General features: G+C 56.7%; 24 protein-coding genes. 9 read left to right on the forward strand and 15 right to left on the reverse strand.

All coding sequences use genetic code 11. From position 1 onward, the window contains the following. Complete coding sequence (gene nqrM, locus AC2CGP_RS09620) at positions 1-216, forward strand: (Na+)-NQR maturation NqrM (protein WP_015368113.1); 216 nt, start codon at positions 1-3, stop codon at positions 214-216. A 56-nt stretch (positions 217-272) separates the two neighbouring features. Here nqrM and AC2CGP_RS09625 read toward each other — a convergent pair whose 3' ends face one another. Then, positions 273-1133, reverse strand: coding sequence for a glycerophosphodiester phosphodiesterase family protein (locus AC2CGP_RS09625; RefSeq protein ID WP_015368112.1), 861 nt, complete (start codon positions 1131-1133; stop codon positions 273-275). Between the two features lie 159 nt (positions 1134-1292). Here AC2CGP_RS09625 and dinB point away from each other — a divergent pair, with 159 nt between their 5' ends. Both dinB and AC2CGP_RS09635 read left to right on the forward strand, forming a co-directional pair. After that, positions 1293-2348, forward strand: a complete 1056-nt coding sequence (dinB, locus tag AC2CGP_RS09630) for a DNA polymerase IV (RefSeq protein ID WP_015704475.1) — start codon at positions 1293-1295, stop codon at positions 2346-2348. 2 nt (positions 2349-2350) lie between these two features. After that, positions 2351-2812, forward strand: a complete 462-nt coding sequence (locus AC2CGP_RS09635; RefSeq protein ID WP_032713925.1) for a GNAT family N-acetyltransferase — start codon at positions 2351-2353, stop codon at positions 2810-2812. A gap of 424 nt (positions 2813-3236) precedes the next feature. Here the strand turns inward: AC2CGP_RS09635 and AC2CGP_RS09640 are convergent, their stop codons facing one another. Then, a complete protein-coding gene (locus AC2CGP_RS09640; protein WP_015368039.1) occupies positions 3237-3374 on the reverse strand; it encodes a hypothetical protein in 138 nt (45 codons plus the stop codon). 19 nt (positions 3375-3393) lie between these two features. Then, on the reverse strand, positions 3394-4851 hold the full coding sequence (gene pepD / locus AC2CGP_RS09645) for a cytosol nonspecific dipeptidase (protein WP_015368040.1): 1458 nt from the start codon (positions 4849-4851) through the stop codon (positions 3394-3396). A 257-nt stretch (positions 4852-5108) separates the two neighbouring features. On the opposite strand from pepD, the gene gpt reads away from it, so the two are divergent. From gpt to AC2CGP_RS09665, 4 genes are all read left to right on the forward strand, one after another. Next, positions 5109-5567: a xanthine phosphoribosyltransferase gene (gpt, locus tag AC2CGP_RS09650; protein ID WP_002889733.1), complete on the forward strand. Its 459-nt coding sequence runs from the start codon at positions 5109-5111 to the stop codon at positions 5565-5567. Positions 5568-5674: 107 nt separating this feature from the next. Continuing rightward, positions 5675-6919: an esterase FrsA gene (gene frsA / locus AC2CGP_RS09655; RefSeq protein WP_063443786.1), complete on the forward strand. Its 1245-nt coding sequence runs from the start codon at positions 5675-5677 to the stop codon at positions 6917-6919. Positions 6920-6976: 57 nt separating this feature from the next. Then, the gene (gene crl / locus AC2CGP_RS09660; protein ID WP_015368042.1) at positions 6977-7375 is read left to right on the forward strand and encodes a sigma factor-binding protein Crl; all 399 of its coding nucleotides are present in this window, start codon (positions 6977-6979) and stop codon (positions 7373-7375) included. Between the two features lie 410 nt (positions 7376-7785). After that, entirely contained in the window at positions 7786-10050 is a 2265-nt protein-coding gene (locus tag AC2CGP_RS09665) for an FdhF/YdeP family oxidoreductase (protein ID WP_047076154.1), read from the forward strand. Between the two features lie 77 nt (positions 10051-10127). Here AC2CGP_RS09665 and AC2CGP_RS09670 read toward each other — a convergent pair whose 3' ends face one another. The 4 genes from AC2CGP_RS09670 to AC2CGP_RS09685 all read right to left on the reverse strand — a co-directional run bounded on the left by AC2CGP_RS09670 (position 10128) and on the right by AC2CGP_RS09685 (position 12799). Then, positions 10128-10340, reverse strand: a complete 213-nt coding sequence (locus AC2CGP_RS09670) for a YdgH/BhsA/McbA family protein (protein ID WP_045388411.1) — start codon at positions 10338-10340, stop codon at positions 10128-10130. Between the two features lie 157 nt (positions 10341-10497). Then, positions 10498-10914, reverse strand: a complete 417-nt coding sequence (locus AC2CGP_RS09675) for an SRPBCC family protein (RefSeq protein WP_015368056.1) — start codon at positions 10912-10914, stop codon at positions 10498-10500. A 32-nt stretch (positions 10915-10946) separates the two neighbouring features. Continuing rightward, positions 10947-11744, reverse strand: a complete 798-nt coding sequence (locus AC2CGP_RS09680) for an SDR family NAD(P)-dependent oxidoreductase (RefSeq protein ID WP_032713939.1) — start codon at positions 11742-11744, stop codon at positions 10947-10949. A 44-nt stretch (positions 11745-11788) separates the two neighbouring features. After that, the gene (locus tag AC2CGP_RS09685) at positions 11789-12799 is read right to left on the reverse strand and encodes an aldo/keto reductase (protein WP_015704493.1); all 1011 of its coding nucleotides are present in this window, start codon (positions 12797-12799) and stop codon (positions 11789-11791) included. A gap of 149 nt (positions 12800-12948) precedes the next feature. On the opposite strand from AC2CGP_RS09685, the gene AC2CGP_RS09690 reads away from it, so the two are divergent. Both AC2CGP_RS09690 and AC2CGP_RS09695 read left to right on the forward strand, forming a co-directional pair. Beyond that, positions 12949-13842 (forward strand): LysR substrate-binding domain-containing protein, encoded by an 894-nt coding sequence (locus tag AC2CGP_RS09690; protein ID WP_032707502.1) that lies wholly within the window; start codon positions 12949-12951, stop codon positions 13840-13842. A 108-nt stretch (positions 13843-13950) separates the two neighbouring features. Then, positions 13951-14319, forward strand: a complete 369-nt coding sequence (locus AC2CGP_RS09695) for a hypothetical protein (RefSeq protein WP_023325096.1) — start codon at positions 13951-13953, stop codon at positions 14317-14319. A 1-nt stretch (position 14320) separates the two neighbouring features. On the opposite strand, the gene csiR is transcribed toward AC2CGP_RS09695, so the two are convergent. From csiR to AC2CGP_RS09735, 8 genes are all read right to left on the reverse strand, one after another. Further along, positions 14321-15013, reverse strand: coding sequence for a DNA-binding transcriptional regulator CsiR (gene csiR / locus AC2CGP_RS09700; RefSeq protein ID WP_015368060.1), 693 nt, complete (start codon positions 15011-15013; stop codon positions 14321-14323). Between the two features lie 45 nt (positions 15014-15058). Then, the gene (gabP, locus tag AC2CGP_RS09705; protein ID WP_015704496.1) at positions 15059-16459 is read right to left on the reverse strand and encodes a GABA permease; all 1401 of its coding nucleotides are present in this window, start codon (positions 16457-16459) and stop codon (positions 15059-15061) included. A 113-nt stretch (positions 16460-16572) separates the two neighbouring features. Continuing rightward, positions 16573-17856 carry a 4-aminobutyrate--2-oxoglutarate transaminase gene (gene gabT, locus AC2CGP_RS09710; protein WP_049033469.1) on the reverse strand — a complete coding sequence of 428 codons (1284 nt, stop codon included), beginning with the start codon at positions 17854-17856 and terminating at the stop codon, positions 16573-16575. Positions 17857-17870: 14 nt separating this feature from the next. Then, positions 17871-19319 (reverse strand): NADP-dependent succinate-semialdehyde dehydrogenase, encoded by a 1449-nt coding sequence (gabD, locus tag AC2CGP_RS09715; RefSeq protein WP_015368063.1) that lies wholly within the window; start codon positions 19317-19319, stop codon positions 17871-17873. Positions 19320-19341: 22 nt separating this feature from the next. After that, the gene (gene lhgO / locus AC2CGP_RS09720) at positions 19342-20610 is read right to left on the reverse strand and encodes an L-2-hydroxyglutarate oxidase (protein WP_484502331.1); all 1269 of its coding nucleotides are present in this window, start codon (positions 20608-20610) and stop codon (positions 19342-19344) included. Positions 20611-20637: 27 nt separating this feature from the next. Beyond that, positions 20638-21615 carry a glutarate dioxygenase GlaH gene (glaH, locus tag AC2CGP_RS09725; RefSeq protein ID WP_032707504.1) on the reverse strand — a complete coding sequence of 326 codons (978 nt, stop codon included), beginning with the start codon at positions 21613-21615 and terminating at the stop codon, positions 20638-20640. A 262-nt stretch (positions 21616-21877) separates the two neighbouring features. Beyond that, a complete protein-coding gene (locus tag AC2CGP_RS09730; protein ID WP_015704499.1) occupies positions 21878-22582 on the reverse strand; it encodes an EAL domain-containing protein in 705 nt (234 codons plus the stop codon). Between the two features lie 9 nt (positions 22583-22591). Further along, on the reverse strand, positions 22592-23632 hold the full coding sequence (locus AC2CGP_RS09735; protein WP_015368067.1) for a fimbrial protein: 1041 nt from the start codon (positions 23630-23632) through the stop codon (positions 22592-22594). Positions 23633-23650: the final 18 nt, after the last annotated feature.

The raw sequence follows: 23650 nt of genomic DNA on the forward strand, positions 1-23650 counted from the left end.
ATGTGGACGGTATTTGTCGCGACCTTTGTGATTTTTGCGCTGGTGATCCTCGGCATGTCCCTGGGCTACCTGGTGAAGCGTAAGAGTATTCAAGGCAGTTGCGGCGGGATCTCCTCGCTGGGGCTGGAGAAAGTCTGCGACTGTCCGGAACCGTGCGATGCGCGTAAGAAACGTCTCGCCCGCGAGGCGCAGCGCCAGCAGCAGCGCATTCTCTAATGCGCCGACGGCGCTACGCTTGCGTTTTTCAGGCCGCTTTCGCGGCCTTTTTTATCTTACTGCCAGTTTTTCGCCTGCGCCGGAGAATCCACCATCACGCCGTCGGCGCCTAATTCTTTCGCCGTTCGATAATCTTCCGCGCTATTGATGCCGAAGAAAATGATGTGGGCCTGGCCCTGCGAGCGGAAGCAATCCATCGCCTCTTTATCCCAGGTGAGCGTCGCCGGAGAAACGCCTTCACCAAGGGTAAACTTCTCGACTACCTCCACCTTGCGCTTTAGTTCCAGCCCGTACCACTTATCGCCATCGCGCTGGCTGTCTTGCTGGCACTGGTGGCTGAGCGAAACGTTTGCAAGCCTGGTTCGGGTTTCGCTGCGGCTAACAAAGCGGGGGATCGGTTGCGGCAGAGCGGCGATATAGCGGTCTTCGGTGGAATAAACCCGTACCCGGTCGAGGCTATGGGTATTTTTTAACACCTCCAGCAGGCGTTCGCCCATCACCGCCGGTTCGGCATCCGGTGATTTTATATCGATGTAGAAGAAGGTCTGCGGCCACTGCTGCAGCACGCTTTGTAAGGTCGGGATCGTGGCCTGCTTGCCGCGCCACGGATGGCTGTCATCGCCCCATTTCCAGCCGGCATCGACTTTTGCCAGCTCGGCGGCGGTTAAGCTTGAGACCTTGCCCTCGGCGTTGGTCAGGGCGGAGAGATCGCTTGAGCGATAGAGCACCGGTACGCCATCGCGGCTTAGCTGTACCGTAATCCAGATGGCCTGTGCGTGATTTTCCAGCGCCAGTTTGATGGCCGGTAGGGTGTTTTCCGGCGCATCGCCGGTACCGCCGCGGTGGGCAATCAGCTGCGGATTGGCGAAAACGCTGCCGGTCGCCAGCAGACAGAGTACCGTGAGTATTTTCTTCATGATTGTATCTTCCTGATTCATTATTTAAATGTATGAAAATAAAGGTTATTTGTTTCACTTTTATGTTGTAACAGCTTTTTTGGCGGTTGAATTAAAAAAAGAATAAAATTTGCGTGTAGTTTTGCTATGCTGTATGGGTATACAGTGTTGGGCAAGGCGATGCGTAAAATTATCCATGTCGATATGGACTGCTTCTTCGCAGCGGTGGAAATGCGTGACAACCCGGCGTTGCGCGATATCCCCATTGCAATCGGCGGCAGTCGGGTACAACGTGGCGTGATTAGTACCGCGAACTATCCTGCGCGTAAGTTTGGCGTGCGCAGCGCGATGCCGACGGCGACGGCGCTTAAACTGTGTCCGCACCTCACGCTGCTGCCGGGGCGCTTTGATGCCTACAAAGAAGCCTCGAACCACATCCGCGAAATTTTCTCCCGCTATACCTCGTTAATCGAGCCGCTGTCGCTGGATGAAGCCTACCTTGACGTGAGCGACAGCGTACACTGCCACGGCTCTGCCACGCTGATGGCCCAGGAGATCCGCCAGACCATCGAGCGTGAACTGAATCTCACCGCTTCTGCGGGCGTGGCGCCGGTAAAATTCCTCGCGAAAATTGCCTCAGATATGAACAAGCCGAATGGCCAGTTCGTCATTGCCCCGCATCAGGTGGCGGAGTTTGTGCGGTCTCTGCCGCTGGCGAAAATTCCCGGCGTCGGGAAGGTGTCGGCGGCGAAGCTGGAAAATATGGGGCTGCGTACCTGTGGCGACGTGCAAAACAGCGATCTGGCGATGCTGCTTAAACGTTTTGGTAAGTTTGGCCGTATCCTGTGGGAGCGCAGCCACGGCATTGACGAGCGCGAAATCCATAACGATCGTCAGCGTAAATCGGTCGGCGTCGAGCGCACTCTGGCGGAAGATATTCATGAGTGGTCAGACTGCGAAGCGATTATCGAAAATCTCTATCCCGAGCTGGAACGCCGTCTGGCGAAGGTAAAACCGGATCTACTGATCGCGCGTCAGGGCATCAAACTGAAGTTTAACGATTTCCAGCTCACTACTCAGGAGCACGTCTGGCCGCGGTTAAACAAAGAGGATTTAATCGCGACCGCGCGCAACGCCTGGCTTGAGCGTCGGGGCAGCCGCGGCGTGCGGCTGGTGGGGTTACACGTAACTCTGCTCGACCCACAGCTTGAACGACAACTGGTACTTGGACTATAACGATGTTAACGATCAGGGCGTATTTAGAAGATGATTTTCCGGCGCTGTGCGCCATTTTTTTGCGTGCGGTTAAAGAGACCGCCAGCCGGGATTATTCTCCCGCGCAAATTGCCGCCTGGGCGCAGGTTGATGAATCCCGCTGGCGGCAGAAACTTGCCGATTCGCAAGTGCTGGTGGCGGTTATTGATAATCAGCCGGTTGGATTTATCACTGTTGTTAATGATTATATCGACCTCTTTTTCGTCTCGCCGGATTATACCCGTCGTGGAATCGGTCATGCGCTCATCGGGGCGGTCTGCGCCAGCCTTCCGGGAAAGATATTGTCGGTTGATGCGAGCATAACGGCACGATCCAGTTTTCTTCGTCAGGGATTTCGTGTCGTCGCTGAGCAGCGAGTAGAATCGCGTGGAGAGAGGTTCACCAACTATCGAATGGAAAAACGCGGTTCGGGTAAGGCTGAATAGATACTGTTATCGGTTTGCGACTTTTTTGGTCCGGGAAAAACACGTGTTTTGTGTTAATTCAGAGCACATTGCGCTCCCGATATTTCTTCTGCGTTATGGCTTTCCTGGCGCAGGGAGCGCACAGGGGGCGGCCAGTCGCCGCCGCCCCCTGTACCCCCGGGCTCTGGCCGCCAAAATCGCCACTTCGTGGTACCTTCGACTTATCCCTGCAGGCTTCGGGTCGGGCCGAGGCAGCGTCCTTGCAAAACACGGCCCTCAGCCCGCATCCATGCGGGCTGCCCCGGCCTGCCGGGAACGTCTCAGCGATTTTGAGGCCACCAACACCGGCAGTTTCAGTAGCCACGGGTACAGGGTAGAGGCCACGAACCGTAGGCCGGATAAGGCGTAGCCGCCATCCGGCGCGAAAGTGGCTCTTTACCCGCGGTTATTGCCCGGCGGCGCGTTGCGCCTTATCCGGGCTACCAAACTGCACATTACTGTAGCCGGCGTAGGTCGGGTAAGGCGTTAGCCGCCACCCGACAAAACAGGTCATCACCGGGGCCGGAGGCACAACCGGCGGCATAGCGCCGCCGGTATAGGGCTTACTTAGCCGGAATAGCTTTCAGCAGTTCGGTCAGCAGCGTCCAGTACTGGCCGACGCTCTCGATATGAACCTGCTCATCCGGGGAGTGCGGGCCGGTAATGGTCGGGCCGATGGAAACCATGTCCATGTCCGGATACGGTTTTTTGAACAGACCGCATTCCAGGCCAGCGTGGATAATTTGAATGTTCGGCGTCTTGTTGAACAGACGCTGATAGGTCTCGCGCACCAGGTGCATAACCGGAGAGTTGGCATCCGGCTGCCAGCCTGGGTAAGCGCCTTTGGCTTCGGTTTTCGCCCCGGCCAGTTTGCCCAGCGAATCCAGCATGCTGACGACATAGTCTTTACCGCTGTCGATCAGCGAGCGAATCAGGCAGTGGATCTGTACGTTGTCGTCGGTCATGGTGACGACGCCGACGTTCAGCGAAGTTTCAACCACGCCTTTGGCGACGTCGGAGTTGCGGATCACGCCGTTCGGCGTCGCGTTCAGCAGGCGCACGAAACCGTCGCGGGAAGCCTGAGTCAGCGCCGCTTTATCGTTCGCGACCGCTTCCAGCAGGACGACCAGATTCTTCTCTTTGGCCGCCAGTTCGTTTTTCAGGATATCCTGGTAAGTATTCACCAGCGCTTTCAGCGCATCCGCTTTGTCCGCGGCGACGGCGACGGTCGCGAAGGCTTCACGCGGGATAGCGTTACGCAGCGTACCGCCGTTGAAATCGACCAGACGCAGATCCAGTTCATCGGCATGGCCCGCCAGGAAGCGCGCCAGCAGCTTGTTAGCGTTGCCCAGGCCGACGTGGATTTCACCGCCGGAGTGGCCGCCTTTTAAGCCTTTCAGGGTCAGTTTAAAGCTCTGGAAACCGGCTGGAATCGCTTCGCGAGTCAGCGCCAGGTTAGAGGTGAAATCGATACCGCCGGCGCAACCCATGTAGATTTCGCCTTCTTCTTCCGAATCGGTATTGATCAGGATATCCGCCTGCAGCCAGTTGGCCTGTAGACCGAACGCGCCATCCATACCGGCTTCTTCGGTCATGGTCAGCAGCACTTCCAGCGGGCCGTGGGCAACGCTATCGTCGGCCAGCACCGCCAGCGCGGAGGCCATACCAATGCCGTTATCCGCGCCCAGGGTGGTGCCGCGCGCTTTGACCCATTCGCCGTCGATGTACGGCTGGATCGGGTCTTTAGTGAAGTCGTGGACGGTATCGTTATTTTTCTGCGGCACCATATCGAGGTGCGCCTGCAGAACTACCGGCTTGCGGTTTTCCATACCGGCGGTCGCGCCTTTACGAATCAGAATGTTGCCAACCTGGTCGCGTTCCGCGTGTAAGCCTTTCTCTTTTGCCCAACCCATGATGTGCTCGGCGAGCTGTTCTTCGTGATAGGACGGGTGTGGGATGGAGCAAATTTTGGCAAAAATATCCCAAAGCGGTTGCGGGGATAATTGAGACAATTCAGACACGATGAGTCTCCTTACAGTCACCTGCAAAAGTCGTTTACAGGTCGAGGGTTAGCAATAAGATTCACTACAAGCTCGGGCTTGCGCGATGTGGTTGAGAATACCACTTTCCGCGCGCTCTGCTAGTGTAAAGCACGCAAAAAGCGTTGCCGGAGGCGCTTAATACTGGTTTTTAGCGCGTCAGGTCTCTATAATCTCGCGCAACCATTTTCCCCCTCGAACAATATTTAAGCCGTTATACACAGGCTGGGACAATTCACATGAGCGAAAAATACGTCGTCACCTGGGACATGTTGCAGATTCACGCCCGCAAACTGGCAAGCCGTCTGCTGCCGGTTGAACAATGGAAAGGCATCATTGCCGTTAGCCGTGGCGGTCTGGTACCGGGAGCTTTACTGGCGCGTGAACTGGGTATTCGTCATGTTGATACCGTATGTATCTCTAGCTACGATCACGACAACCAGCGCGAACTGAAAGTACTGAAGCGCGCTGAAGGCGATGGCGAAGGTTTCATCGTTATTGATGACCTGGTCGATACCGGCGGCACCGCCGTCGCTATCCGCGAAATGTATCCTAAAGCGCACTTTGTCACCATTTTCGCTAAGCCGGCGGGCCGTCCGCTGGTTGATGATTATGTGGTTGATATCCCGCAGGATACCTGGATTGAACAGCCGTGGGATATGGGCGTCGTCTTCGTCCCGCCAATCGCTGGCCGTTAATTCCCGCCAATCGTGAATAATTACCACGCCCGGTTATGCCGGGCGTGGTTTTTTTTACCCTGACGCGGGTTACAATAGCGAAAGCAGCAACATGATGGAGGCGGCACATGTCACAGGCTAACCTTAGCGAAACGTTGTTTAAACCCCGATTCAAATACCCGGAAACCTCAACGCTGGTCCGTCGGTTTTCATCCGGCCAGCATCAGGGCATGCAGACCGCGCTGAGCGGTAATCACGTCGATCACTGGTATCGCTTAATCAATCGCCTGATGTGGATCTGGCGCGGCGTCTCGCCGCAGGAGATATGGGATGTCCAGGCGCGCATCGTGATGAGCGATGCCGAGCGCTCTGACCCGGAGCTCTACGATACGGTGATTGGCTATCGCGGCGGCAACTGGGTGTATGAGTGGACTAAACAAGCGATGATGTGGCAGCAAAAAGCGACTCAGGAAGCCGATCCTTTGCAGAGCGGTCGCCACTGGTTGCACGCCTCCAACCTCTATAGCATCGCCGCCTACCCGCATATCAAGGGCGATGGGCTGGCCGATCAGGCGCAGACGCTGGCCAATCGCGCCTATGAAGAGGCGGCGCAACGTCTGCCGGGCGAGCTGCGGGAACTGGAATTCGCTATCCCCGGCGGCGCCCCGGTGACGGGCTTCCTGCATATGCCGAAAGGCGAAGGCCCGTTTCCGACGGTGCTGATGTGCGGCGGTCTGGATTCGCTGCAAACCGATTATTACAGCCTGTATGAGAAGTATTTTGCTCCGCTGGGGATCGCCATGCTGACGCTGGACATGCCGTCCATCGGTTTCTCAACCAAGTGGACGTTGAGCCAGGACACCAGCATGCTGCATCAGTACGTGCTACAGCATCTGCAGAATGTCCCCTGGGTTGACCATACCCGGGTGGCGGCATTTGGTTTCCGCTTCGGCGCCAATATTGCGGTTCGTCTGGGGTATCTGGAGTCGCAGCGGCTGAAGGCGGTAGCCTGTCTGGGGCCGGTGGTGCATAACCTGCTGGTGGATCCGCAGCTGATGGCGCGGGTGCCGGAGATGTTCCTCGATGTGCTGGCATCGCGTCTTGGCATGCACGATGCTTCCGACGAAGCGCTGCGCGTCGAACTTAACCGTTATTCATTAAAAACTCAGGGCTTGCTGGGCCGCCGTTGCCCTACGCCGATGCTCTCCGGCTACTGGAAAGATGATCCCTTTAGCCCCGAAGAGGAGTCGCGGTTAATCACCTCCTCCTCGGCGGATGGCAAGCTGCTGGAGATACCGTTTAAGCCGGTTTACCGTAATTTCGATCACGCATTGCGTCAGATTGCCCGCTGGATCAATCATAGATTTAGTTAATATATTGCTAAATTTTATTGGTTTGGTAAAACAGTTGCATCACTAAAGGAGATCGCAATGACGTTACCGAGTGGACACCTGAAGAGTAAGCTGATTAAAAAATTCACGGCGCTAGGCCCCTATATCCGTGAAGGGCAGTGTGAAGAGAACCGCTTTTTTTTCGACTGCCTGGCAGTTTGCGTCAACGTTAAACCAGCGCCGGAGAAGCGGGAATTCTGGGGCTGGTGGATGGAAATGGAAGCACAGGAATCTCGTTTCACTTATAGCTACCAGTTCGGCCTGTTTGATAAAGAGGGTGACTGGCAAGCGGTCGACATCGACGATCCCGAGGTTCGTGAAAGACTCGAAAAAACGCTGCGTGAGTTCCACGAGCGCGCTGCGGCGCTGCTGGCAACGTTCAATCTGAAACTCGAACCGGCTGACGATTTCAGCGAACCGGTTCGCCTGCGCGCGTAATTTCTCCCCGGTGCCTGTTGCCGCAGGCACCGTCCGATAAAAATCGATACCAATTGTAAATAACCGCCGCACCAATCCGCCTCTCGTTATACGAGGCGGCAATATAGTAGGTAGTTAAACGAAAATATTATTTACCCCTTCCTGGGGGGCTAATGCTGTGGTTTTACGTTCTGTTTACCATGTAATGATATTTGGGTGACATATTACAGCCTGAATCAATGCTTTAAGTGAATATAACTATTTGTTTGTTAATGGATAATTTGTGTTTGATTAATGCTGGACGCTATTCGAATTATAATTCTACTTCTTTTTTATTATTTATCCGCTTACCGTTACTCCATGGTGGGAATCAGCACATCAGAAACGCTGTGTTAATAAAGAGCGATTGAAAATAACGCTGATGTATTCTGATGACTAATAATACCCGAGGCCTGAAACAATACGCCGGAGCCGCCGGCGGATGGGGGGCCGTTAAAGCTTGTACCACCCACGTTTTGGGGCAAAAAACGCCGCTGCGCGATACCATCGCGCTATTTAAAATGAACCAGGTTAAAGGGTTTGACTGCCCTGGCTGCGCCTGGCCGGACCCAGAACACCGCTCGCCGATGGAGCTGTGCGAAAACGGCGTCAAGGCCGTGTCGTGGGAGACAACGGCAAAGAAAGCGACGCCTGAATTCTTTGCTCATCATACGCTTGCGGAACTGTGGCAGCGCAGTGATTATGAGCTGGAAAATTACGGTCGTCTCACTCATCCGATGAAGTACGACATCATCAGCGATACCTATCAACCGGTCGCCTGGGAACAGGCCTTTGCCGAAATCGGCGAGATCATGCGTGGTTTTGCGCCGGACGAGATGGAGTTTTATACCTCGGGGCGCACCTCCAACGAAGCGGCGTTTCTCTATCAACTGTATGCCCGGGAATATGGCAGCAACAATTTCCCTGACTGCTCCAACATGTGCCATAGTCCCACCGGCACGGGGCTGGGCTCGTCTATTGGTATTGGTAAAGGAACCGTTGAACTTAGCGATTTCGAGGCGGCCGATCTGGTGATTTGCGTGGGTCATAACCCCGGTACAAACCATCCGCGAATGCTCTCTACGCTACGGGAAGTGGCGCAGCGCGGCGGTAAAATCATCTCAGTTAATCCGCTACGCGAGCGTGGTCTGGAACGCTTTAGTTTTCCGCAGTCGCCGTCCGATATGTTGTTAGGTCAGCATACCGACCTTTCCAGCGACTATTTCCAGATCCGCGTTGGCGGCGACGCCTGGTTCTTCCGCGGGGCGATGAAAGCGCTGCTGGCCTTAGATGCGCAGCATCCGGTCATTCATCACGACTTTATTGCCGGGCACACTTCGGGCTATCCGGCGCTGTTGGCCGATCTTGAAGCGCTATCGTGGGACGATATCGAGCGCGGTGCGGGGGTTAAACGCGAAGTGGTCGAATACTTCGCCGGGATCTACAGCCGTCATCAGCGGGTGATCATTAGCTACGGTCTGGGTATCACTCAACATCGCAACGGCACGCAGAACGTACAACAACTGGTTAATCTACTGTTGATGCGCGGTAATATGGGGCGCAAAGGGGCGGGCATCTGTCCGTTGCGCGGTCACTCCAACGTGCAGGGCGACAGAAGCGTCGGCATTAACGAAGCCCCGAGTGAAGAGTTTAATCTGCGACTGGAGAGCTACTTTGGCATCAAGGCGCCGCGCCAGCATGGCCGTTCCTCGGTCGAAAGTATCAAAGCGATTGAGGATAAACGCGCGCGCGGGCTGATCTGCATGGGCGGTAATCTGGCGGTAGCGATGCCGGATCCGCTGCGTACGTTCCCGGCTATGCGCCGCCTGGAACTGCAGGTCCATATCGCCACCAAGCTGAATCGCTCGCATCTGTTGGCGGGCAAAGATACCTTTTTATTCCCGGCGCTTGGCCGCAGCGAACGCGATCTGCAAATCTCGGGCGTACAGTCGATCACCGTCGAAGATTCAATGAGCATGGTACATGCCTCTACCGGTTCGCTGAAACCTGCTTCTCCGCATCTGCTTTCCGAACCGGCCATTGTCGCCGGACTGGCCCGCGCGACGCTGCCGGATAGCCCAGTCTCCTGGGAGCGGTTGGTGGGTGATTACCGTCTGATCCGTGACGCGATTGAAGCGGTGATCCCGGAATTCCATCAGTTTAATGCGCGCATTGCCGCGCCGGGCGGCTTCCGCCTTGATAACCCGGCTTCGCGTGGCGAATACCGTACCGAATCGGGTAAAGCGACGTTCCACGTCTGCAATCTGGCCGCCGTTGATGATGCGCTACCGGTGGATAGTCTGGTATTGACTACCATCCGCAGCCACGATCAATACAACACCACCATCTACGGCATGGATGACCGCTATCGCGGCGTAACCGGCCGTCGCGATATTATCTTCCTCAGTGAGGAAGAGGCGCGTAAGCGTCAGTTGAGGCAGGGGGATCGGGTCAATATCATGGCGCTGGATGCGCGGGGCGAACCGGACGGCGAGAAAGCGCTGTTGAATCAGACGGTGTTTATCGTACCGATGGCGGCGTCGTCGATTGCCGCTTATCTACCGGAGGCCAATATTTTGCTGTCGTTGGATGCGGTCGATAAAGAGAGCCTGACGCCGGCTTATAAGAGCGCACCGGTACTTATAATCCGGGCGTAAGGAATAACGGAGCCGAAAGTTGGCCCCGGTTCTGGGATATCATTTTTTATGAATTCCTGCCAGGAATACAGAAGTAATTACTTATCTAACACAGCGCTCATCGTCACTTTATTCCCCATATGGGCGCTGGTGATTTTATAATCAGTCGCATTCAGCTCTTTCGCTTTTTTGGCAATCACCGCTTCAGCGGAGTCAAGGGTATTACCGGTTGCAGTCACGCTATGCGCGGAAGCGGTAAAGGCAAAAAGTGAAAGTGCAGCTGCGGAAAAAATAGTCGATACGGTTTTCATGTTCATAATCCTGTTAAGTTGTTTCGTTAACGTTGCCCGTTGCAACGTGATGGCGTAAAGGATATGTCCCGCCCGTTGTCTGAAAAAGAGGGCAACGGGCAATAGACTTTTCTTCTTTTGTTCATAAAAGGAATGGCCCGGCCATTCCTGGCAACAATCAGGCGCTAAAGTTATTTTTCAACGCCTGCAGGCCGTCGCGATAAATACCGCTAAACAGCGCTTCGGCATCCGCGTCGCTGACGTTAACCGGCGTGAAGCTGCCGGACCACTCAACGCGGGTGATATTGCTATCGGCAGTTGCCACTACCGCGATAGTGGAGAGGTAATCCACGACCGGGAACGGCGCCTGGATGATCGAGTAGCTATAGCTGCGCTGGCGGTTATCAAACGCTTCCAGACGTTCAATGACCGTGCCGCCATCGGATGTGGTCAGCGTACGCACGCGTCCCCCTTCGCTCACCACGCTTTTCGGGATGAACGGCAGCCAGTCGGGCAGCGAGTCAAAGCCGCCCATCAGTTGCCAAACCTGGTCGACAGAAGCCGGGATTTCGATAGATACAGTGGTAGTAGCCATTTTATTTCTCTCTTTATTTCAGATAATTAGAATTACATTGCCAGGGTGTCGACGACGCCGCCATCGACGCGCAGCGCCGCGCCAGTGGTGGCCGACGAGAGCGGCGAGGCGAGATATACCGCCAGGTTCGCCACTTCGTCGACGTCCGCCGCCCGCTGGATAATCGAGCTTGGGCGTGCGGTCTTCACAAATTCATCAGCCTGCTCACGCGGGCTGCGGCCAGATTGCGTAGCGGCCTCCGCCAGCATCTCCTGCAAACCTTCAGTGAAGGTGGGGCCAGGTAGAATGGCGTTAACGGTGACGCCGGTACCGGCGAGCCGTTTCGCCAGTCCGTGGGAGACCGCGAGGTTGGCGCTTTTGGTCACGCCGTAGTTGATCATGTCGGCAGGAATCGCGACGCCGGATTCCGAGGAGACGAAAATAATGCGTCCCCAGCCGTTATCGATCATCCCCTGCGCGTAGTGGCGCGACAGGCGCACGCCGGAAAGCACGTTGACGTTATAAAAGTGCAGCCACTCGCTATCCGGCACGCTAAAGAAATCTTTATCGTTAAAGATGCCGAGGTTGTTAACCACCACATCAGCATGCGCCTCGGCGGCGAGCAGGGCGCTGACGCCTTCTTCAGTGCTGAGGTCGGCGACCACTCCGCGCAGTTGCGCATCGGGGTATTCGGCATTAATCGCCGCTATGGCGGTATCAACACCGCGCCGTTGACGGCCGACGATGACCACGGTCGCGCCCGCCTGAGCAAGGCCTTTAGCGATGCCAAGCCCGATGCCGGAAGTGGAGCCGCTCACCACGGCGACTTTATGAGTTAGATCCAGTTTCATGGTGTCTCTCTTGTTTTAAGAGGGGCCCTGCGGCCCCGCTAAAATTAACGAATCGGCAGCGGCGCGTTATCAGCCACCAGATTCTGGCTGCGCATCTCATCCCAGAAAGCGGCTGGGATGGTCGCTTTCAGCGCGGCCAGATCTTCCGCCATACGGCCCGGACGGCTGGAGCCTGGGATTACGGCGGCCACCGCCGGATGAGCCAGGGCAAACTGCAGCGCAGCGGCTTTCACATCCACCTGATGACGGGCGGCAATGGCCTTGATCTGCGCCACCTGCTGGTGGATCGCCGCAGAGGCTTTCTGGTATTCGAAGTGTTCACCGCCGGCGAGAACGCCCGAGCTGTAAGGGCCGCCGACGACAATATCGACATTCTGTTCCAGCGCTTCCGGCATCAGGCGCTGCAGGGCGCGTTTGTGGTCCAGCAGCGAGTAGCGGCCAGCCAGCAGGAACGCATCCGGCTTCGGCTCGTCGAGCGCTAAGGTCAATTCGCAAGGTTCGACGCGGTTCACGCCCAGCCCCCATGCCTTAATTACGCCTTCTTCACGCAGGCGGGTCAGCGCGCGGAAGGCGCCGGTACGGGCGATGTTGAACTGCTCCAGCCAGCTGTCGCCGTAGAAATCTTGCGCCGGATCGTGGATCCATACGATGTCGAGATGGTCGGTTTTCAGCCGTTTTAAACTGTCTTCAATAGAACGCAGGGTGGCGTCGGCCGAGTAGTCGTTGAGGATTTTGTTCTTCAGGCCGTATTCGAAAAGACCGCCTTTCTCACCAAAATCACGCGTCGCCGGGTCTTCCATTTCATCAAGCATGATGCGGCCGACTTTGCTGCTCAGAACGAACTGGTCTCGAGGGTATTGCGAGAGCGCTTCGCCCATCCGGATTTCAGAAAGACCGGACCCGTACAGCGGTGCGGTATCGAAGTAACGAACGCCCAGATCCCAGGCGGCGGCGACGGTGGCGTGCGCCTCGTCTTCCGGGATGTTACGGAACATGTTACCCAGCGGCGCGCCGCCTAAACCAATGTTGCCTGGCAGAATATGTTTGATGCTCATCTAAGATGTCCTCGATATTGGGTTCCCGTCTGGGAAGGGTTCTGTGCGGGCGATTTGTGCTGTCGCCCTGTGACGGAGATCACAATACCTTGCGGTGTTATGACTTGATAGGACATAATTCTTCTGACTTAAGTCCTTTGAGGTCTCACATGATTGATTTACGCCAGTTGAAGTACTTTGTGGTGGTAGCGGAAGAGGAGCATGTTGGCCGTGCCGCCGAACGCTTACATATTTCACAGTCGCCGCTCAGCCGCCAGATAGCCCAGCTGGAGGAGCGCCTAGGGCTGATGCTGTTTGAACGTAACCAGCAGCGTATTCGCCTGACGGCGGACGGGCAGACGTTTCTGGCTGAAACGCGCTCGTTGTTGACCCATGCCAACCGTCTCGAATCATTAGGTAAACGACTGGGGCGCGGCGAAGATGGCGGGTTGTGTATCGGTTATATCGAAAACGCCATGCACTCCGGCGTGCTTTCTACCGCGCTGCGCACCCTGCGAACGTCGCGCCCGGACGTGCATATTGCGCTGTATAGCCAGCCGCCCGCCACGCAGATTGAGGGCCTGCGCCAGCGCAGCCTGGACTTCTCGCTGGTGGACATGCCGCCTTCGGCGGGCGAACAGGATCTGGAGTATACCCAGGTGCTTGATGACCGGATGCTGCTGGCTTTGCCGCAGAATCATCCGCTGGCCGCGGCGGAAAACTTGCAGCCAGCGCAGCTGGCCGATCAGCAGTGGATCGCGGTTATCCATAACGACGATGCCCATTCGCGCGATGATTTCGTCGCCGCCTGCGTGCGTGCGGGCTTTAATCCGGATATTCGTCTGGAAGCCGGAGAGCCATTAACGGCCCTGGGGCTGGTGGCGGCGGGACTGGGCGTGGCGCTGATCCAGCACAGCCTGCGGCATAACGCCCCTGAGGGGGTCGTGCTGCGGGAACTTCCATGGATGAGCTATTCGACCCAGCTGTGGGCGGTATGGCACAAAGCCAACCAGCGCCCGCTGGTGATGCACTTTCGCGAGGTGCTACGCGGCGAGAATAATTAGGAATACTCCTGGAATAGGGCGCGGCGGCAAGAAAATCCGCCGCGATCCCTGCCTGCGCAGGAAAATCATGTTACCGTCAAATATTGACCCTAAAATTATAAGACCTTCATGAAATTTCTATTATCTATCAGTTTATTAAGCTTCTTTCTTTCTCCGGCTTTCGCCGGCACAGCGGTAAAATTGTCCTGCTCTTTACGCAAAAATGTGACCATCTCGCGTTTCCATTACCAGCTATCGACCATGAAGTGGGGCGACCATTTCCAGGTCGCTTCCGGCATGCGTCAGGCGCAGACCAAAAATCATATTCCCTATCGGGTAACCAGCTTTCGCAACGGCGACGATCTGGTCTTTTTCCCGGACAGTCAGGAGTACTTTTTCTTCTACTCGGGAATGGCGACGCCGGACCGTTGCGTGGTGGAGGAACACTACGAGTATCCGGTCACGCAGCTGCCGTATTATAAAAAGCCCGCTGCCTGAATCAGGATTGCTGCGACAGCAGTTTGCCGGCCATCGCCTGTTGGATAATCGGGATGGGGGTAAGTAAGTGCTCGCGCATGAGCGCGCTGGCTCGTTCGGCATCGCGCGCCAGAATGGCTTCCAGCAGCGTCTGGTGCTGGACATGTTTATCTTCCAGCATTTCTACCGACAGCACGGTAGTGCGCAGCCAGATGAAGCGGTAGCGTGCCGCCAGATCGAAGAGCCGCTCGCGCATCTGCAGTAAATACTGCGAACCACAGCCGGCGACAATGGCGGTATGAAACGCCTGATGGCGCTGATCCCATTCATCGAGTAAGCGCTCACTTGCTTCGCTGGATTCAAGCTTATTAAGCAGATGCGCGCGGGCCAGCAGCTCGGCTTCCCACTCATCGCCGCCGCGCTCAATGGCGAGGCGCACCAGCATGGCTTCCATGTTGGCGCGGGCATCGAAGATATCGAGGAGTTCCGCCTCGGACATCGAGGCGACGCGATAGCCTTTTTGATTGACCACCGTCACCAGCCGCTCGGCCACCAGCTGCGAGAGCGCTTCCCGCAGCGGACCGACGCCAAGCTCATAGCGCGACGTCAGCAGGCTCATACGCAGTTTTTCATCAGGCTGATAAACGCCGCGGATGATGTCGTTCTTCAACCAGCGGTATCCATCAATGGCCGTCGCTTGGGGAATGGCGGTCATAGTCTTGCTCCTGAATACATTTCCCGGCCTGCGCCGGGAACAGGGTTAACGCGTATTTTGTAGCGGCAGTTTTTGCCACAATAGCAGCTTTTTCCAGCGCGACATAATCGGCACCGTACAGATGATAGCGATCGCCAGCGCGCCGGTGGAAATGACCTCCAGCTGCTGCGCCGGACGGAACAGCATCACCACCAGTACGAAGGTGATAAAGGCGATAACCAGCCAGGTGAGCCACGGATAGAGCCACATCTTAAGGCGAATTTCACCGCCTTTCGCCAGCAGGATTTTGCGCATCCGCAACTGAGATACGGCAATGACCAGATAGACCAGCAGGGCGATGGCGCCGGAGCTATCGATGAGGAATTTAAATACCTTCGCCGGGGCATAGTAGTTCACCACTACGGTTAAGAAGGCCGCGCCGGTGGAGAGCAGCACCGCCACATACGGCGTTTTACTGCGGTTGGTTTTGCCCATTATGGCTGGCGCATCGCCGCGGCGGCTCAGGGAATAGAGCATTCGCGAAGCGGTATACAGCGCCGAGTTCAGGCAACTGGTCACCGACAGCAGGATCACCCCGTCCATAATCAGTTTGGCGTAGGGGATATGCAGTAACTCCAGTACCGAACGGTATGAACCGACGTTCTTCAGCCCCGGCATGTTCCACGGAATCAACGAGACGACCACGAAAATGGAGCACAGGTAGAAGATAGAGATGCGCCAGATAACGGAATTTGTGGCGCGAACGATATGTTTATCCGGGGTATCCGATTCGGCGGCGGCAATGGTGACGATCTCCGCGCCCATAAATGAGAACATGGTAATGAGCATCGCGCTGAGCACCGCGCCGAAGCCGTTAGGCATAAAGCCGCCGTGATCCCACAGGCGCGAAATCCCGCTCACTTCGGCATAGGGATAGAAGCCGGTGATGGCCACCGCGCCCAGCACGATAAAGGCCAGAATGGCGATAACCTTACAGATAGCCAGCCAGAACTCGAATTCGCCGTAGTTCTTGACGCTCAGCAGATTACTGCCGGTGAGGGCGAGGGTGATGACCAGCGAGAATAGCCATACCGGTACGCCGGGGATCCATGAGTTGAGAATAATAGCGGCGATATTGGCTTCCAGGGGGATAACCAGGACCCAAAACCACCAGTACAGCCAGCCGATGGTATAACCCGCCCAGCGGCCGATCGCTTTGTCGGCGTAGGTCGAAAAGGAGCCCGTATCCGGGGTGGCGACGGCCATTTCGGCCAGCATACGCATAATCATCACCACCAATAGCCCGGCGAACAGGTAGGAGAGCAGCACCGCCGGGCCCGCTTCGGCAATGGCGACGCTGGAACCGACAAACAAACTTGCGCCGATAACGCCGGCAATAGATAACATGGTGACGTGGCGTGATTTCAGCCCGCCCCCTAAATCATGTGATTGCGACAGTTGCCCCATCATTAACCCCTTTTATTGTTTTTTGGCACCGTTTGCCGGATGGCGGTTGCGCCCAATCCGGCCGACAGGCAACCGGACGGGGCGCGTGAGCGTCGCCATCCGGTGCAGGAGTGTTAGCCTTGTTTAGCTTCGTTAAAACAGTCGGCGATAATCTTCAGTCCCTGCGCGATCTGCGCATCTTCGATAGTCAGCGGCACCAGAATACGCAGCACGTTGTAGTACGGCCCGCAGGAGAGCAGGATCAGGCCTTTATCCCGCGCGCGGGCGACGATATCCGCCGTCAGTTTGGCGTTGGGTTTGCTGTGATCGCCCTCTTCAAAGAGCTCAATGGCGATCATCGCCCCCAGGCCGCGGACGTCGCCGATTTCGCGATGTGTTTCGGCGATATTGAGCAGGCCTTTACGCAGCTTGTCGCCGAGCTGATTGGCTTTTTCCAACAGGTTTTCCTGTTCGAAAACCTTGAGTACCGCCAGCGCGGCGGCGCAGGCAATTGGGTTGCCGGCATAGGTGCCGCCCAATCCGCCCGGTGCGATGGCGTCCATGACTTCCGCCCGTCCGGTGACGCCCGCCAGCGGGAAACCGCCGGCGATGGATTTGGCAAAGGTGGTGATATCCGGCGCCACGCCCATCTGCTCCATTGCGAACAGCGTGCCGGTACGGCCCGCGCCGCTCTGGACTTCATCGGCGATCAGCATGATGCCGTGCTCATCACACAGCGCGCGCAGGCGCTGCATAAAGGCCGGGGAGGCGGCGTAGAAACCGCCTTCGCCCTGGACGGGTTCAATGATGATAGCGGCGATATCTTCCGGCGCGGCGTCATTTTTGAAGATGCGATGGATGCTGGCGATCGCGTCATCATCGCTGATGCCGTGCAGCGCGCACGGGTAGAGCGCGCGATAAACGTGGCCCGGCATTAACCCCATGCCCGCGGAGTAAGGGTTCACTTTACCGGTTAACGACAGGGTGTAATGGGTACGGCCATGATAGGCGCCGGTAAAGGCGATAGTGCCGCTACGCCCGGTCGCCGCGCGGGCGATTTTGACCGCGTTTTCCACCGCTTCCGAACCGGTGGTCACCAGCAGGGTTTTCTTGGCGAAATCGCCGGGCACTTTCTGGTTCATCATTTCGCAAAGCTGCAGGTAGGGCTCGTAGGCCAGCACCTGGAAGCAGGTGTGGGTCAGCTTCTTCAGCTGGCCTTCCACCGCGGCGATCACCTCAGGATGCAGGTGGCCGGTATTTAACACCGCGATACCGCCGGCGAAATCGAGATATTCACGGCCTTCAACGTCCCATACCCGGCAGTTCTCCGCACGGTCGGCAAAGATAGGGTGAATTTGTCCGACGCCGCGCGGCACCGCGTCGCTACGGCGCTGCATTAACGCTTTATTGCTGGTCATGTCCTGCTCTCCTGTTAAAGGCCGATACACATATATTTGATTTCTAAATAATCTTCGATGCCGTACTTCGAACCTTCGCGGCCCAGACCGGAGGCTTTAATACCGCCGAACGGCGCGACTTCGTTGGAGATAATGCCGGTATTGATGCCAACGATGCCGTACTCCAGCGCTTCGCCGACGCGGAAGACGCGGCTCAGGTCGCGGGCGTAGAAATAGGCGGCGAGGCCGAATTCGGTATCGTTGGCCTGGGCAATGACATCGGCTTCATCTTTAAAGCGGAACAGCGGCGCCAGCGGGCCGAAGGTCTCTTCTTTCGCCACTTTGGCGCTGCTCGGGACGTTGACCAGGATGGTGGGCTGGAAGAAGTTGCCGCCCAGCGCGTGCGGTTTGCCGCCGGTGACGATGCGCGCGCCTTTCGCAAGGGCGTCGGCAATATGTTCTTCGACCTTAGCTACCGCTTTATCATCGATCAGCGGGCCGGTGGTGACCCCGTCCTGCAGGCCGTCGCCGATACGCAGCTTTTCCACCGCCTGCTGCAGTTTCTCGGCAAAACGGTCATAGACGCCGTCCTGTACATACAGACGGTTGGCGCAGACGCAGGTCTGTCCGGCGTTGCGGAACTTCGACGCCAGCGCCCCTTCGACGGCTTTATCAAGGTCGGCATCGTCAAAGACGATAAACGGCGCGTTGCCGCCAAGTTCTAACGACACTTTTTTGATGTCTTTCGCACACTGCTCCATCAGCTGGCGGCCAATTTCGGTCGAGCCGGTGAAGGAGAGCTTGCGTACCAGCGGGTTGCTGGTCAGTTCGTTGCCGACAGCCCCGGCAGAGCCGGTGACCACGTTAAATACCCCGGCGGGAATACCGGCGCGATTCGCCAGTTCGGCCAGCGCCAGCGCGGAAAACGGCGTCTGGCTCGCCGGTTTCAGAACCATAGTGCAGCCGGCGGCCAGCGCCGGGCCCGCTTTACGGGTGATCATCGCCGCCGGGAAGTTCCACGGGGTGATGGCGGCGGTAACGCCGATGGGCTGCTTGATGACGATCAGGCGCTTGTCGGCCTGATGGCCGGGAATGGTATCGCCGTAAATGCGCTTACCTTCTTCGGCGAACCACTCAATAAAGGAGGCGGCGTAGCTGATTTCGCCTTTGGCTTCCGCCAGCGGTTTCCCCTGTTCGAGGGTCATCAGACGGGCGAGATCGTCCTGGTTCTCCATCATCAGATCGAACCAGCGGCGCAGAAGCGTGGCGCGCTCTTTGGCGGTCAGGGCACGCCAGGCTGGCAGGGCGCGGTTGGCGGCTTCAATCGCTTCGCGGGTTTCGTCGGCGCCCATTTTCGGCACGCTACCCAGCTGCTGGCCGTTGGCGGGGTTGGTCACAGCAATCACGTCGCCGTTTTGCGCATCGCGCCACTGGCCATCAATTAGCGCCTGCTGGCGAAACAGAGTTGCATCTTTAAGTTGCATAATCGCTTCCTGTCTTAAGGGGTTAACGAGTAAAAGCGGCGTGTAGTGTCTCCACGCTACGTGCCGCACGCAGCGTGCGTCCGGGATTGCTCTGGCTTGCCAGCAGGGTTTGCACCTTGCTGACGATGTGCGCGCCGATCGGGATAGCCGACGTGGCCGCCGGCGACGGCGCGTTACAGGTGTGGATGGAACGCGCGGTAGTGACAAAGAGGAAATCGTCGATCAGCTTGCCCTGCGGCGATACCGCCTGTGCCCGCACGCCGGCAGGCCACGGGCGCAAATCGCTTAATGTCAGGCTCAGGCAGTATTTCTGCACCAGCCGCAGATAGCCGCTTCTGCACAGCGAATTCTTCATTTCGCCAAGCCCGGAGCGTAGGTTGTTTTGCAGTACCCGGCGAATGCCGGGCGAGGTCAGGATCTCAAGGGTATCGGTCAGCGAGATATCGCGCTTGCGATAGCCTTCGCGCTTCAGCGCCAGCACCGCGTTAGGGCCGACGGTGACGCTACCGTCGATCATGCGGGTCAGGTGGACGCCGAGGAACGGCATCGCCGGATCGGGGATCGGATAGATCAGATGATTAACGATCTGGTTGTGCTGCGGCGCCAGTTGGAAATATTCGCCGCGGAACGGGCAGATGATAAAGCCGGGATCGACGCCGATCATTTTCACCAGCCGGTCGGCCATCAGCCCGGAGCAGGTGATCAGCGTCGATGCCTCATATTCACCGCCCTGGCGGGTGTGGACGACCACGCCGCTGGCGTGCTCTTTCAGGGCGCTAACTTCGGCATCGTAAACGATCGTTCCGCCTTTGGATTCGAAGATCTTCGCCATTGCCGCCGCTACTTCACGATAGCTGACAATGCCGCTCGAAGGAACGAAGATCCCGCCCAGTCCGCTGATGTTCGGCTCGCGTTCGCGCAGCTCGCTCGCGCTCAGCCATTCGCGCTGCAGGCCGTTAGCGGCGGTGCGATCCCACAGCGCGCGCATCCGCTCCATCTCCAGCGGCGAGGTGGCAACCAGCATCTTGCCGCAGACGTCGTAGCGAATCGCATTCTGCTCGCAAAAGGCTTTAGTGGCGCGGTTGCCGGCGAGGCAAAACTGCGCCTTGAGGCTGCCGGGAGTATAGTAAACGCCGGCGTGGATCACTCCGCTGTTGTGACCGGTCTGATGGCAGGCCGGAGCGGACTCTTTTTCCAGCAGGGCAATGCGGGCGTCCGGGTAAATCTCAATTAACTGCATGGCGGTCGACATGCCGATAATGCCGCCGCCGATAATCACGAAATCATACATCCGCTCAATTCCTTCGCCTGAGAATCTTTATTGATGAGTCTGGTAATGATTCGTGGAATACGCAAAGTAGCCGCGCTGGCGCATCAGTTCGCGACGTAAATCCGGATGCGGCGTAAAGCGGTCGCGACCGTGCAGCCAGAACAGGTTGTTTATCAACAGGAATTTCCCCACCGGCACCGGTACGGAAAGAATGTTTTTACTGGTTTCCAGCGCATCGGAGAGGCGGCTCAGCCAGGTGCCTTCTTCGAAATCTTTCGGCTGCACAAACTGGTCGATATAGCGCATTACTGGGCGGCCCTGCTGGTCGACGTCGAAAACCGGATGATAGACATCTTTGCTGACGTTTTTGCTCGGCGGCGCGGCCCAGCGCATAGGACGGCGGGCCAGCGGATCGCGGAAGAATTCGTCGAGATGTTCCCAGTCATCCAGATGCAGCAGCAGTGAATTGCCGCCCTGCATGTTCTGTTCATCGATCTTCATCATCAGCACGTAGTCGGTAATTTCTTCGACATAGGTACCATCATTGTGCAGCTCCATCACGCGGTGCGGTTGGCGCAGATAGCTGTCTGAGTTATCGACGTTTTTCACCACGAAACGGGCGTAATACTGGCCGCTCATGGCATCAAAGTTGGAGCGTCCGATCAAATGCGCCACGGCGGTGGCCAGCTTGACCATCTCATCGGCCTGGGCGACGTTGTCAATGCCGATACCGTTGATCAGCAGCGCGCCCTCCGCGCGATTGAGCAGCGTCTTGATCAGCAGCGGCTGCAGCTGGTTGCCGCACAGATCGTCGAGGATCTTGCCGACCTGAAAGCGCAAGAAGGATTTATATTCCAGCGCCTGTACCGGCCACTGCGCGACCTGTTGAAGAAATTGCGCGGTCGTTTCGGCGGTGAACGTTAGCTCCAGCAGACGCGGCGATTGCGCAGAGGGAGCGAAGGAAAAACCGGTGTAGCTGTGGGCCAAATCATCAGCATGAGGTTTTACGGCGGTCAGTGCATTCATCAGAATCATTCCTCGGGTAGAGTCAGAGAGTCGGGGTGATGCTCATTTCGTAGCCATAAATTAAAAATATCTACATTTTTGAAAAATGCGTATGAAATAGCCATATTGTTTAATTTTTGTGATCACTAGCAACAATAAGTTAACAATATGAGAGGCGAGGACAGACGAGGTAGGAAAAGAAAAATGCCAGAAAATGAATAAGTTGAAGAGAGAACGGACAGCCCGGATAGCGGGGGAGTGGATATCCGGGGAAAAGCGGGGGTTATTTCTCGACGCTGGCCACCAGGGCTTCAATGGTTTGTTCCCGCCAGAGAAGCCCCTGCAGGGCAAACCACGGCATGTTTTCCAGCCACTGAAGATGGGCTTCGGTTTCAATACCTTCGACGATCACCTGATACTGATTCGCCTGAAAATAGTGCAGCAGCGAGTCCATCAGCTGCTGGCCGTTTTTCTTTTCCAGCAGGCTCCATAACAGGTTCTTGTCGGTCTTGATAAAACGAAAGGGTTGCGCCGTCAGGGCGGCGAACCCGGCGTAACCGGCGCCAAAATCATCCAGCCAGAAGGAGTATTTGTCCGTCAGGGCGTCGATGGTCGGGGTGCGTTTCACCAGCGTGTTGGAAAATTCATTAACCTCAAAATGCAGGCAGCCGATGGTTTTCACACACTCGGCGATAAAATCATCATGCAGCATATGCAACGTCGACTCGTCGACGTTGAGCGTGACCATGACGTCGTTCTGGCGGAACCACTGCTGATGCTGCCTGACCAGCTCAATTTGTTCGAGCAGGATGCGGGCGCGCAGTGATTCCGATGCCTCACTGAAAAACCGTTCTATATCTTGCGGACTAGCAGGCTCGTGATGAGCAAACCGGGTCAAACATTCTACCGCGATCATTTTGCCTTCGCGGTTGAACATCGGCTGAAATACATAGCGTAACCCGGTCGGTTCGGTGTTGGTCAGCGGCATTTTGCTTCACTATTTAAAGGTAACGTCGATATTGGCCGTCGCATTAAAGGTGCCGATTTTGGGCTTAACGCTTAGCCATTTCAGGCTGGCCAGGAAGTTGCTTTCTACCACGCTGCCGTTAATCATGCCCAACTGCGTCGGGGTATTCATGGAAAGCCAGGTTGTCGGCGCATCGGCGCGCGAGAGCAGGATGCCAAAACCGCTATCGTTGGATGGCAGAATGGTGTTGGTGTCCTGAGTCGGCTGTTGGGTACTGAAGCTGGCCATTAAGGTCTGACCCTGGCAATCCTGGCCGGCGCCGGTCAGGTCGGCGCGGACGCTGAACGGAACCTGTTTCTCAATGGCGCCGACCACGGCATTGCGCGCCGGGATGCTGCCGAAGTTGACCGTTGAACCATTGTTCGCCGAGACGGTGATTTTCGGGTTGCAGGCGATAAAGCGAATATTACCAAGCCCGGTGACCCACGCGCGGAAGTTACTATTCGGGCGGCTGTTGAGGCCGCCAACACCGTCAACCTGGAAGATAGCGTAGCGGTTGGTGTCGTTAATCACGCCGTTTGACGGTGGCGGATTGCCGGTGGCTTTAATATAAACCGAGTAGGTCACCGTGACGGTCTGCGGGGTCGCCGGAGACTGGCATGCACCGCCGGGACGGTTGCGGCGGCAGAGCGTACCTGGCCCGATATCCGTTTTCTGACCTTTTACCGGTTTAATATCGGTGCTGAGATAGGTAACGCCGACTTCCAGCGAGTTGTGGATATTCTGCATCCGGGTTTCCGGATCCCAGTACAGATACGCATCTTCACCATTGGGCATGTGATCCGTATCGGTACAGGTAAAGGTGGAGGTAAATGTCGGCGAACGCCACAGCAGGGTACCCGGCTTCAGGTTAGCGGTCGAAACGTTAATCTGATCGGTGAGCGCGATGGTCTGCGATACTTCGGTACCGTTCTTCTTACAGCTCAGCGCGAAGCTGCTGGTGGAGAACAGCGCGCTCGAGAGTACCAGCAGCGTCAGCCCGGTGCGGGATAAGAGGTTAAACTTCGACATAACTAATTGTCCTTTCAT

The sequence above is a fragment of the Klebsiella sp. SYXHC3 genome (genome assembly GCF_057196925.1).